Source organism: Reichenbachiella sp., assembly GCF_965233835.1.
Classification (GTDB): Bacteria; Bacteroidota; Bacteroidia; order Cytophagales; family Cyclobacteriaceae; genus Reichenbachiella.
Genome location: NZ_OZ247585.1, coordinates 4,246,081 through 4,258,515, shown reverse-complemented (window position 1 = coordinate 4,258,515; position 12,435 = coordinate 4,246,081). Strand labels below are relative to the sequence as shown.

Here is a 12,435-nt window from a genome sequence, read left to right as displayed (position 1 = left end):
TATGGGGTTTAAAATTTAATATTCAAATAGGATTATCCCAAAGCAATCTGCTTCATCGCAGTCATAGCGCCTCTAAGTTCTCCACCCACGTACTCAATGTCGTGACTTCTAAGTACTTCGTTAATTTGGATCAACGTCACGTTGTCCACACCGTTGTCGATGCCCTCATTGTAGTCTTTTCCAATGATGTTGGTGTCTACAGTCTTCATGAAGTCGGCCAACAAAGGCTTACACGCATGATCAAATAGATAACATCCGTACTCAGCTGTATCGGAAATTACTCTGTTCATTTCGAACAATTTCTTTCTAGCAATGGTGTTGGCTATTAATGGCGTCTCGTGAAGTGACTCGTAGTAGGCAGAAGCACCCTGGATGCCCGCTTCAGTCATCGTTTCATAAGCCAATTCTACACCCGCTCTCACCATAGCGACCATCAACAAGCCTTTGTCATAATACTCTTGCTCGGAGATGTCGGCGTCAGAAGGAGCCGTTTTTTCGAAAGCAGTTTCGCCAGTTTCTGCTCTCCAAGCCAATAGATTTTTATCGTCGTTGGTCCAGTCAGCCATCATCGTAGAAGAAAACTCTCCAGACATGATGTCGTCCTGATGCTTTTGGAATAATGGTCTCATGATCTCTTTCAATTCTTCAGAAACCTCAAAACATTTCACTTTTGCCGGGTTCGACAGTCTGTCTAGCATCCCAGACACACCACCATGTTTCAAGGATTCAGTGATCACTTCCCATCCGTATTGGATGAATTTAGCAGCCCATCCGGCATCGATGCCTTCAGCTACCATTTTGTCGAAGCAGAGGATGGATCCAGTTTGCAACAATCCACAAAGGATCGTTTGTTCACCCATCAAATCAGACTTTACCTCAGCCACGAAAGACGACTTCAAGCATCCAGCTCTATGTCCACCAGTGGCAGCGGCATACGCTTTAGCTTGTGCCCATCCTTTACCCTCAGGGTCATTTTCTGGGTGTACAGCGATCAAAGTTGGTACACCAAATCCTCTTAAATACTCTTGTCTAACTTCTGACCCTGGTGACTTAGGTGCCACCATGATAACAGTCAAATCTTCTCTGATTTGCATGCCTTCTTCTACGATGTTGAATCCGTGAGAATAAGAAAGCGTAGCGCCTTTTTTCATCAAAGGCATCACAGCAGACACCACATTGGTGTGCTGTTTATCTGGAGTCAAATTGATCACCAAATCAGCCGATGGGATCAACTCTTCGTAAGTGCCCACTGTGAAACCAGCTTCGGTGGTGTTCACATAAGAAGCTCTTTTTTCATCGATCGCCGCTTGTCTCAAAGCGTAAGAGATATCCAATCCAGAATCTCTCATGTTCAACCCCTGGTTCAATCCCTGTGCTCCGGCACCTACGATCACAATTTTCTTTCCTTTGAGTGCGTCTACGCCGTCTGCAAATTCAGACCCATCCATAAACTCCGCTTGATCCAGCTGATTCAGCTGCTCTCTTAGCGGTAATGTGTTAAAGTAATTTCCCATATCTATGTTTCTTTTTTTAATGCTTTATTGTTTAGATCAATCCTGTTAGGGTTTCAAACCTTAACAGGGTTCTAAAGTGAAAATTCTCACTTTACAAAGATGAGGAGGCTCATACCAATACTTATGGTGGAAAAATGAAAAGTTTAGGTACTTTTCAACGATTCTCTCTGTAGTCGAGCGGAGTGATGCCTTCGGATTTTTTAAAAAATTTCGTAAAATACGACTGATCTTTGAAATTGAGATGATCAGCAATTTGGGTAATGGAGTAGTCAGAATACTTCAATAGTCGCTTGATTTCTATGATTTGTTTTTCGCGAATGAGCTCTTTTGATGTTTTAGATGTTCTTTCCTTGACTAAATGTGTCAAATGGTTTTCGCTGACATTTAGCAAATCTGCGTAGTCTTTGATGCTAAGATTTTGTTGGTATTTTTCCTCGATCAGTTCTCGAAAGCGTTTAACCAGTACGTGGCCTTTCTGCTTTACACCTTCTAAATGCTCCGGTGGGTAAAGTCTTTCACAACTACACAAGATCAATTCCAATAGCGCATGAGACAACTCGTAACTGCCCTGATCTGGTTTGTTCATTTCATCACATCCTTTTTTGAATAGAGATTCTAAAAACAACTGATCCGATTGATCTTTGATCAACAAAGGCGGGTTGTCCTGTTTTACATTAAAGAAGAAAGGGTATTCAAGCAGTTTGTTTTGATTGCTCTTATCCAGCAAATAGAATTCGCCTGTAAATAGAAAGATATATCCGGATACATCCTCCGACAGCTCCAATTTATGCGCCTGACCAGGGCTCAGAAAGAAAATGCATGGAGGCTGGATATCATAGCTATTGTTGTCTATGATGTGCACGCCAGAGCCTTGGGTAAGAAAAAGCACCTCAAAAAAATCATGGCAATGTGGATACTCCACCTCAAAGTGACGATTGGCATCAAATACTTCTATCTGGTACGGTTTCTCACCACCCTCCTTGAATTTTTCAATACTATAAACTGGGATGCCTTTCATAGGGGGTAAAGATAGTCACCACTCCTAAATCCTCTCCTCAAGGAGAGGACTTTTCTCCCTTCTCCCTTGGAGAAAGGTCGAGGGCAAGTTGTTTTCTGATTTTCATTTTTACCCATTCCAAATCATGCCCGACTTCGCTGTTTGAGAATCTAATGACTCTCAGTCCTAGTTTTTCTAACTCATGGGTTCTGCCCTTGTCCACTTCTGCTTGTTCTTGTTCCAAGTGATAACCGCCATCGACTTCAATGATGAGTTTTGATTGATGACAATAAAAATCGGCAATGAAGCTTGAGATAGGGTGTTGCCTTCGGAATTTGTGTCCCTCTAACTTTCGGTTTCGAAGTACATCCCATAGAATTTTTTCAGTCTTAGTCTGTTTCTTTCTATTAGCTTTTGCAAATTCAAATAATTTGCTATCCGCTCCTTTATGTAGATCGCTCATGTTAAGAAGGTTAGGGATGAGGAATTTACAAATCAATAGTCAAAAGTGCAATCGGAGAATGACGTAGTTCATGTTAAGTTTCTGCTAATCCCTGTAGAGCCATCATCCCCGGATACCAACTCAAAGCTATGCGTTGGTGAAAGCCCAGCTTCTACTCTGTGCGACACATATATCATAGTAGTATCTCCTTCATGTGCTATGCGATTGATTAGGTTGGTCATTTGGTCTGAGCTTTCGTCGTCCAAATCCACCGAGGCTTCGTCTAGGATCAGCAGGGGAGGATGCTTCACCATGGCTCTCGCAATCATGACCATACGCTGGTGGCACATGGACAAATCAATGAAGGCTTTGTCAGCCAAGTCAGTTAATCCTATGAAAGCCAACCACTCATTAGCAAGTTTGATATGTTGATCGGAGGGAATATGATAGAGACCTATAGAGTCAAAAAATCCAGAAATAATCATATCTCTAGTGCTTTGCCTTTTCTTGAATTGGAAGGTCATGTTGGTGGTGAAGTAGCCCACTTTCTGCTTGATTTCCCAGATGGTTTCGCCGCTTCCTTTTTGTTTGCCAAAGAGTTTGATATCCTGTCCATAGGCTTTGGGGTTGTCGCCGGTGATCATGGTGAGTAGGGTGGTTTTTCCACTGCCGTTGGGACCATATAGATGCCAAAACTGTCCTTTGTTGATTACCCAACTGATATTTTTCAAAATACCTTTATCCAGATAAGAAACGCTGACCTGATTGAATGATACCAGCGGATTTTCAAATGCATCAACAGGATGCATTGGTGGAGGTAGAGGGTGCTGGTTTTTTGGCTGTATTGACTCTTTTGAAATCCTCACACTTTTGCTAAACGACTCATTTGCGTAGAGGTATCGTTCCTTCATGAAGTCCAATTGATCATCATCACGTGAATAAATATTGATGATGCTCATATTTTTAGATTGGACTTCTAATTCGCTAGCAATTCTCTCTCTGGCAGCCACATCCAGATTGTCTAATAAATGGTCAAAGATTAATACTTCCGCTTCTTGAGAAAGTGAATACTGAAGAAAGGCCTGTTTGCGCTCACCCGATGACATTGAGTGAAGAAATTGCCCGCTCTGTCTTAGAATAGCATCGTTGTCATGAATGAGCTCCTCGTCTATAAATTTTAGAATAGTTTTTGGAGAAAGAATTAAAACCTGTTTATCCTGTAACCATTGAAACTCTTTAATGTATTTTTTGTCCAGCAAGCCTGCCATCAAGGGTTGACGTTCAGGGGCTGTTTCTAATTTGATGTTCCAGTGGCGATGGTCGTTGTGCATAATGTTGACGCAAAATGTCTGGCGCAAATATGCACGGATCGAGGAAATATTTCTTACTCTCGGATTTTGAGTCCTATGATTTGTGGTAAAACCCCCTTCACACCTTTGAATTGGATTAAGATGGTGTCTTCCTCTCTGAGTGAGGTAAAAATTCTGTCAATTTTTAGTGTTTGATGGGATAGGGCATCGTCGAATCGGTATGTATAAATACTAGCTCCTTTTCTTACCAGGTTAATTTCAATTTTTGTATTTCGATACCCAACTTCTTGGATTAAGTCTTCCCGAATTTTAAAACGCAACTTGCTTGTACTGTAGGTTTGATTGATTTCGGCCAGACTCAGACCGGATTTGTATTCGATCTCCTTTTCGCCCCAATAAAATTTCAATCTATCGTCGCCTCGAAAAGCCGTGGTTAACAACAAAGTTAGTATCAGAATAAATGGGCTGATTACTGTTTTCATAGTCATATGATGGTTGAAGCATTCAAATTATAGTATTGAATGTTTCAAAAGAAGGGGGTAGTGACAGATAGCCATTACTGAATGACCAACAATGTGTTTTGAAGAATGTGGAGCATTTTCCTCAATTGAGTCGATTATGGGGCAATCAAAGGCGTCTTTAAAATAGAAAAACCAGTACCAGTTTGATTTTTCCCACTTGGACTGATTTTTTCTTAATTCAGCACAGACAGATATCACATAAATGACACGACCATGAAAGACATAAAAAACTTATTAGTTCCTATAGATTTTACTGAAGAATCTACGGCAGGTCTAAAAGCCGCGAATCAGTTTGCTACCAAATTTAAAAGCAAGGTGCATGTAGTGCATTTCTTACCTTATCACCCCGTGGTTACACCTGTATACCCAGGCGATGCCTCTATGATTGTGAATTCGGCCGTTCAGGAGCAGCAGATGGAGAGAGAGAAGTCTTACATACTCAAAAAGTTGAAAACTGAAATAGATCTTTACTTGAGTGAAGGATTGAGAGGTCAAATATATATCGTCAGCGATACGCTCAATTCAGGAATGAACGATCTGCTCGAAGATATAAAAATAGATTTGATTGTCTCAGGTACGTCTGGAACTAATAATTTGGTTGAAAAATTCTCTGGAAACAATACTGAAAAAATGATACGCAAGTCAGGTATTCCTGTGCTGGCCGTATCAAATTATGCCGATGTTACACTCGATGATGTGCTTATTGCTACAGATTTGAGTACCGAATTACCTACACGTCTATATGATATGTGTCGACTTCTGGAGAATCATGGAGCTACCATTCATTTTGTCAATGTGAACACGACCGAGTTATTGAATGAGGCCGATATTTTACCCAAAATGTCTGCGCTGGTCAAAGCACTGCGAATCAACAACTATAGAATTCACATTGTTTCAAACAAAGGGGAAGTAAATGGCATAATGAGAATAGTGGATCAAATCCACCCAGGATTGATTCTGATGAAAACTTATCAAAAATCAAACTTCTGGACCTTCTTCGAAGGTAGTTTGGCTGAAAAAGTCATACACGAAACAGAAGTACCCGTACTTGTCGAGCAAGTGTAGGTGTGGAATAAAATCCCCATAGTCAAACTTGTTGTTGAAATTAATTCACCTTGCTTTTATGGGAAATCAACTATTGAGCATAGGATAAGATGATTTTGGAGGTAGGAACGGTTTTGGATACTAATTAACCAGCGAATAACAAAATGAGGAGAATCCTCAATTATTAATCACTAAATACAATTTGAAATGAATTTAAAAAATAGGAATAACTACATACACTTTTTGGCATTGGCCTTTATGATCACGTTAGCAAGTTGCTCAACAACTACTAACAAATCTGGGGCAGTTGAAGCGGTTGAAGATGTAAAAGAAGAAGCATTAGAAGCGAAGCAACAACTAAAAAAAGAGTACACAGAGACCATCAAAGCTTTAGACCAGAAAATTACTAGTCTAGAAGGTGAGTTGAATGGAGCGACTGATGACGCTAAAGCTGAACTATTGGTAACCTTGGATAAGCTCAAAAATCAAAGAAAGCAAAAGGCCGAAGGCGTTTCTGAAATTTCAGAAGCAACATTGGAAAGCTGGGATGACATTAAAGAGGAGTCTGAGGAAATTCTAATAACCTATCAAGCAAAAATTGATAGTCTGACTTTGGAAGCTGAAGAATTGATCAACTAAACCAGCACGGTAAGAGTCAAGTCAACGTTCGTTGAGCTTGACTCTTTGTTTTATAACAAACTAAAAAATAATTAATAATGGAAATCAGAATCAAACAACTTATCGGAGAACTAAAGCTAGCCGAAATCACATACAGAATGTCATCCTTGAGAATGTCTGACCAGCCAGTAAAAGATCAATTGATCACGCTGGCAGAGCGAAAAATGAAATTCATGAAAAGTTTTGTTGATCAACATGAAGAAACTTTCGAAAGAATGATGTTGGAAGTTTTAGATACGATAAAACCAGAACATGATAAACTCGAAATTGAATTGGATCATGTCTTACTTCAGGGATGGGAAACAGAAATCTTGGACTATTGCTTGGAGAGAGAACGTAAGATTGAAAAATTATACAAGGAGCTTATTACTGACCCTCAGTATGATGATTTTTTAAAGGCATTGCTGATGAGTCAGCTTACAGATACTACTGATATCATGAATGAGTTGGAAGATACTAAGGCTGTTTTTGAATCCATATTTTCATTAGAAACTGCGATTTAGACGTCGCAGTTTTGCTTTGGCTTTCGTCAATATTGAGCTAACTTGAGGAATATATTACACACTATTAAAATCAGCTGAGATGCATAGCAAAGCCCTGATTGTAGATGATGAAGACGATATTGGATTGATGGTTTCCAGAATTTTGACCAAAGAAGGCCTCGAAGCCGATCATGTCAATAGAATAACTGCAGCCAGGATTAAAGTGCAAGAAGAGAAATACCAAGCTTACTTATTAGACTTGAATCTTCCTGACGGAACAGGCTTTGACTTGATTCCACTTATCCGAGAGCAGTCGCCAAATGCTCGAGTTATAGTAATAAGTGCGCATGATGGTGCATATGAAATGCAGCGAGTAGCGGAGGAAAAGGTACATTCATTCATCAAAAAACCATTCACCAAAAGTCAAATCATTGAAGCCATCCAAGGGCTTAAATCCAGATAAAAGCATATGAAAAAGATTCTCATAGTCGATGATGAGCCAGATATTTGCCTTTTGCTCAAAAAGTATTTTAAAAAGAAAGGTTACGAAGTCTATAGCCAACCCAATGGAGAAGAGGCAATCAAATGGCTGAAGACCAATGAGGTAGATTTAGTAATCTGTGATTTCAAATTACCAGACTACACAGGGCTTGAAATCTTGCAGAAAATCAAGATCATCAACTCTGATATTCAAGTCATCATCATTACGGGATATTCGGATGTTCGAGTGGCGGTAGACGCCCTCAAAAAAGGTGCCTATGACTATGTGACTAAGCCGCTCTATCCTGATGAAATTTTGGTGACCGTAGAACAAGCCTTGAGTGTAAAGGTGGAACAGGAGCCTAGGGCTGACAGACAAGTTGAGCCCAACAAACCTACTAAAACTGTAGCATCACCAGCTGATTACATATCTGGTACCAGCCATCAGGCCAAGGCTGTGATCAAGCATATTGATTTGATCGCTACCACGGATATGTCTGTAGTGATAGAAGGAGAAACTGGTACTGGAAAAGAGTATGTAGCACGAGCAATTCATGAAAGAAGTCATAGAGAACAGAAACCATTCGTGGCTGTGGACTGTGGGGCTTTACCTATGGAATTGGCGGCTAGCGAACTCTTTGGGCACGTGAAAGGGGCGTTTACTGGAGCAGTACAAGACAAAAAGGGCTGCTTCGAAAGAGCTAATGGCGGTACATTGTTCCTCGATGAAATAGGTAATCTGAGTTACGAAAATCAGCTTAACCTTTTGCGAGTGCTACAAGAGCGTGTTGTGAGAAAAGTGGGTGGTTCGGAAGAGAAGAGTGTAGATGTTCGTGTCTTGGTCGCAACTAATGAAAACCTTAGGGAAAAGGTAAAGTCTGGTGAATTTAGGGAAGACATTTATTTCAGATTGAATGAATTTAAGATAGAACTATCGGCGCTAAGAGAGCGGCCAGACGATATAGAAGTATTTGCTCAACACTTTTTGACCTTAGCCAATCAGCAATTGAATAAAGAGGTCAAAGGATTCACTTCAGATGTTATACAAATATTCAGAACCTATAGTTGGCCTGGAAATTTGCGTGAGTTAAAAAATGTAATTAAACGTGGTGTGTTACTTTCTACTACAGATAAGATCCAGGCGGAATGCTTGCCACAAGAGATACTAACACCACGAGTGGAAGGTGAAGACATGGATATGGTGTTCAATGGTGGTATTCCATCAAGTCTGAAAGCTGTGGCCGAACAGGCAGAAAAGCAAGCCATTCTGCTTGTACTGGAGAAAACAAACAGAAACAAAAGCAAAACGGCCGAACTACTAGGAGTGGATAGGAAGACCCTTTACAATAAAATGAGGGCCTATGGCATTGAAGCCTAAGGTTTGACCAACTATTTTTAAATTACTTCAAAAGTGAAATAACTCTTCACTGACATCTAACTAAAAAGCATTGAAACAAATCGAAGGATTGAATGAAGGCGCTGTTGAAGGATTACTCAAAAGTATTCTTGATAGCGCCTTCAATGGTATCATGACACTCAAGGCAGTGAGGAAGAATGACGAGATCATCAACTTCGAATGGCAGTTTGTCAATGATGTTGCTGAGGAAATTCTCGGATTCGATTCCAAACAATTGCTTGATCATAGACTGTTGGATGTATTGCCGCACAATGAGACGGATGGATTGTTTGAAAGCTATAAGCATGTGGTGGAGTCTGGTGAGCTCAAGACCTTGGAACAACACTACTCCGGCAATAACACCGAAAAATGGTATAAAATAGCCATTGTGAAAATGGGAGATGGGGTAACGGTTACTTTTCAAGATGTATCAGATCTCAAAGAAGCGATTCTAGAAGTAGAGGCCAGGGAAAAAAAGTATCAAAAGCTGTTCGAAGAGTCTATAGACGCCATATTTCAAACCGATGGCCAGTTTCGTTTTCTGGACGTCAATAGTTCGCTGGTGCAGCTATTCAAATACGAGTCAGAAGATTTACTTGAACTTACCTTAAAAGATCTCATATTAGACCCTAAGGCGTATGATGGTTTCAAAAAAACGCTAACCAACGACAAGCGGCTCGAAGAGTACGAACTCGAAATGCACGATGCAGAAGGAAACAAAAAGATATGCATTGTTAACTGTGTATTGCTTATCGATCCAGAAAGTAGGAAGAAAAGCTATCTTGGTGTTATCCGAGATATGACCAAAAGAAGAATGGCAGACAAGGAACTGGTGCAAGCAGAAAAGCTATCCATGACTGGTAAAATTGCCAGAACCATAGCGCATGAAGTCCGGAATCCACTGACCAATCTGACACTTGCGTTAGAACAACTACGAGATGAAGTCACTGAGGAAATAGAAGATGCAGATCTTTATTTTTCTATTATCAAAAGAAACTCTGACCGGATTGGACAGCTGATCACTGATTTGCTAAATTCTTCAAAACCCAAAGATTTGAAATTGGTGAAGCAGCCCATAAATGGCGTGGTCAATCAATCCATTGCTCTGGTTAGGGATCGCCTCAACCTGCAGAACATGGCGCTTCATGAAAGTCTACAAGAAGATTTACCTGATATTGCATTAGATGCAGATCAAATGAACATTGCCTTGCTCAACCTTTTTATCAATGCCATAGAAGCCATGAAGCCTGATCAAGGTGAGTTGGCTGTTTCTTCTGCACTCGAAGGCGATCGCATCATCGTGAAAGTACAAGACAATGGCAAAGGGCTGAACAAGGAAGACATGAGTAAACTGTTTGAACCTTTCTTTACTGGCAAAACAGAAGGAACAGGATTGGGGCTTACTACCGTTCAAAATATTGTAAGAAGTCACAAGGGAAACATTCAGGCCGAAAGTGAGGTCGGAATAGGCACGACTTTCATCATTAGCTTTCCTGTAGACTGAGGAAAATATTTCCCAATTTTTTATTCAACTCTTCTGAAATCCCCAGTTTTTGGAGCAAAATGGCTCAATAGAGCGTTTTAGGGGCTTGGTACGTTATTCGCAATTATTCTGGTAAATCAATAAAATCAGAAATTATGGATAACAATATATTAGAAATTCAAAAACCGAAAAAGAAATCATATGCCTCATTAGGCTATTCGAAGCTCGAAACGGCAGAGCTAGTAGATGTAATGAACAAACTATTGGCTAACTACGCTGTACACTATCAGAAGCTGAGAAATTTTCATTGGAATGTAAGAGGAGGAGACTTCTTCGATATTCATGAGAAATTTGAAGTGCAGTACAAAACAGCGAGTGCCGTGATAGACGAAATTGCTGAAAGGATTAGAATATTTGGGCAAATGCCTTTAAGTACCCTGAGAGAATTTCTCGAGACTTCCGACATCAAAGAGTCGGGCACAGATCTCACCGGTCTGGAAATGGTTAGGGAAATCATTAAAGATTATCATATCCTATTGGAGCACTTATTTGCCACTATCGAAATGGCCATAGAAAATGGTGATAGCGGTACAGAAGAAATGATGAAAGGCTATGTAAAGCAAGTGGAGAAAGATCACTGGATGCTCACCGCCTTTGCCCATCAGGGATAATCCAATTGTCAAGAAACTTAATTTAAATGCCTCAAAGGTTTTGAGGCTACTCACTAAAAATAGATAAATATGAAAGCGTTAAAATTTATAGCATCATTTGTAGTAGGAGCAGGAGCAGGTTTGGCAGCAGGGTATTTGACTGCACCAAGAAGCGGAAAAGAATCAAGAGAGAAGTTGGTAGATGAATCAAAAGAATACAAAGATGCTTTGGAAAAAGCAGCCACTGAAAAATTGGCTGAAGCAAAGAGTATTTTGAACAAAACAATCAAAGAAAAAACTGCCCAGGGCAAAGAAGTACTGGACAGAGTGGCTGAAAAAGCTACCATGTAAACCGAAGAATACTATGTAGTGAGGTTAGGCCGGAAGTGCCCCGAGGGCTGCCAGCCTATGCTTGCTACAATTTCTTTTTTAGTTTACTAAACCCTCATTACAATGGAATTCAATTTGAACAAAGCAATAGAAATTTTAAGTGAAAAGTTATCCAGCTGGCTCGAGGCTCTGACGGCCTTGTTGCCTAATATGGTTGTAGCAGTTTTTGTATTGGTCGTTTCTTATTTGGTGGCTAGGATGTTGAAAATGGGAGTAAGTAGGCTGATGCGAAGGTTTTCTGCGAAAGAAGCCATCAACAGTTTGTTCTCCACTATTGTGTACTTGCTAGCACTTGGGGTAGGACTGATCGTAGCGCTCAATGTGTTGCACTTGCAGCAAACGGTCACTTCACTATTAGCTGGTGCCGGTATCATTGGTTTGGCACTCGGTTTTGCCTTTCAGGATATTGCTGCGAATTTCATTTCAGGCGTTCTGATTGCATTTAGAAAACCTATTCAATTGGGTGACATTATCGAGACGAAATCTTTCATGGGGACGGTAGAAAAGATAGATCTACGAGTGACCATGCTCAGAACCTTTCAAGGCTTGCATGTGATTATCCCCAATAAAGACGTCTTTCAATCGCCAGTAACTAACTATACCAAAACATCAGATCGCAGAATCGACCTGGAGGTGGGTGTTTCTTATGCGGATGACTTAGAAAAAGTAAAAGAAGTGGCTATCAATGCAGTATCAGAGTTGCCTTATCTGCTGCCCAACAAAGAAGTAGCACTTCACTACACTTCATTCGGAGACAGCTCCATCAATTTCAAACTCATGATCTGGGTGCACTATCTGAATGAGCCTGGGTTTCTCAAGGCGCAAAGTGATGCAATCATGGCCGTAAAGAAAGCCTTTGACGAAAATGACATCACTATCCCATTTCCAATCCGAACGATGGATTTTGGAATAAAGGGTGGAAGAACCTTGTCAGAAATGGCCTTGAATACAGGCAGCATGACAAAAAATGGCAACTCCAAAGAACTTCAAGAGAATTAAATTATTATAGAAGTGGTGAACATTGAACCCTGATCTGAGAAAGGTTGGG

General features: G+C 40.4%; 14 protein-coding genes. 9 read left to right on the top strand and 5 right to left on the bottom strand.

Annotation, left to right across the window (positions count from 1 at the left end):
• Positions 1-32 precede the first annotated feature (32 nt).
• The 5 genes from ilvC to ACO6S2_RS18050 form a co-directional block, all read right to left on the bottom strand.
• Positions 33-1,514: a ketol-acid reductoisomerase gene (gene ilvC / locus ACO6S2_RS18070; protein WP_422359966.1), complete on the bottom strand. Its 1,482-nt coding sequence runs from the start codon at positions 1,512-1,514 to the stop codon at positions 33-35.
• 154 nt (positions 1,515-1,668) lie between these two features.
• Positions 1,669-2,532 carry an AraC family transcriptional regulator gene (locus tag ACO6S2_RS18065; protein WP_422359965.1) on the bottom strand — a complete coding sequence of 288 codons (864 nt, stop codon included), beginning with the start codon at positions 2,530-2,532 and terminating at the stop codon, positions 1,669-1,671.
• 37 nt (positions 2,533-2,569) lie between these two features.
• A complete protein-coding gene (locus ACO6S2_RS18060) occupies positions 2,570-2,974 on the bottom strand; it encodes an endonuclease domain-containing protein (protein ID WP_422359964.1) in 405 nt (134 codons plus the stop codon).
• A gap of 68 nt (positions 2,975-3,042) precedes the next feature.
• On the bottom strand, positions 3,043-4,284 hold the full coding sequence (locus ACO6S2_RS18055) for an ATP-binding cassette domain-containing protein (RefSeq protein WP_422359963.1): 1,242 nt from the start codon (positions 4,282-4,284) through the stop codon (positions 3,043-3,045).
• A gap of 53 nt (positions 4,285-4,337) precedes the next feature.
• Entirely contained in the window at positions 4,338-4,745 is a 408-nt protein-coding gene (locus ACO6S2_RS18050; protein WP_422359962.1) for a hypothetical protein, read from the bottom strand.
• Positions 4,746-4,997: 252 nt separating this feature from the next.
• Here ACO6S2_RS18050 and ACO6S2_RS18045 point away from each other — a divergent pair, with 252 nt between their 5' ends.
• The 9 genes from ACO6S2_RS18045 (at position 4,998) to ACO6S2_RS18005 (ending at position 12,386) form a co-directional block, all read left to right on the top strand.
• Positions 4,998-5,849, top strand: a complete 852-nt coding sequence (locus ACO6S2_RS18045; protein ID WP_422359961.1) for a universal stress protein — start codon at positions 4,998-5,000, stop codon at positions 5,847-5,849.
• Between the two features lie 186 nt (positions 5,850-6,035).
• Positions 6,036-6,467 (top strand): hypothetical protein, encoded by a 432-nt coding sequence (locus ACO6S2_RS18040; protein WP_422359960.1) that lies wholly within the window; start codon positions 6,036-6,038, stop codon positions 6,465-6,467.
• Between the two features lie 77 nt (positions 6,468-6,544).
• Positions 6,545-7,009 (top strand): hypothetical protein, encoded by a 465-nt coding sequence (locus ACO6S2_RS18035; RefSeq protein ID WP_422359959.1) that lies wholly within the window; start codon positions 6,545-6,547, stop codon positions 7,007-7,009.
• Positions 7,010-7,088: 79 nt separating this feature from the next.
• Positions 7,089-7,451 carry a response regulator gene (locus ACO6S2_RS18030; protein WP_422359958.1) on the top strand — a complete coding sequence of 121 codons (363 nt, stop codon included), beginning with the start codon at positions 7,089-7,091 and terminating at the stop codon, positions 7,449-7,451.
• 6 nt (positions 7,452-7,457) lie between these two features.
• Positions 7,458-8,846: a sigma-54-dependent transcriptional regulator gene (locus tag ACO6S2_RS18025; protein ID WP_422359957.1), complete on the top strand. Its 1,389-nt coding sequence runs from the start codon at positions 7,458-7,460 to the stop codon at positions 8,844-8,846.
• A 70-nt stretch (positions 8,847-8,916) separates the two neighbouring features.
• Complete coding sequence (locus tag ACO6S2_RS18020) at positions 8,917-10,368, top strand: ATP-binding protein (RefSeq protein WP_422359956.1); 1,452 nt, start codon at positions 8,917-8,919, stop codon at positions 10,366-10,368.
• A 134-nt stretch (positions 10,369-10,502) separates the two neighbouring features.
• Positions 10,503-11,018: a Dps family protein gene (locus tag ACO6S2_RS18015; RefSeq protein WP_422359955.1), complete on the top strand. Its 516-nt coding sequence runs from the start codon at positions 10,503-10,505 to the stop codon at positions 11,016-11,018.
• Between the two features lie 69 nt (positions 11,019-11,087).
• Positions 11,088-11,348 (top strand): YtxH domain-containing protein, encoded by a 261-nt coding sequence (locus ACO6S2_RS18010; protein ID WP_422359954.1) that lies wholly within the window; start codon positions 11,088-11,090, stop codon positions 11,346-11,348.
• A gap of 102 nt (positions 11,349-11,450) precedes the next feature.
• Complete coding sequence (locus ACO6S2_RS18005) at positions 11,451-12,386, top strand: mechanosensitive ion channel family protein (protein ID WP_422359953.1); 936 nt, start codon at positions 11,451-11,453, stop codon at positions 12,384-12,386.
• Positions 12,387-12,435: the final 49 nt, after the last annotated feature.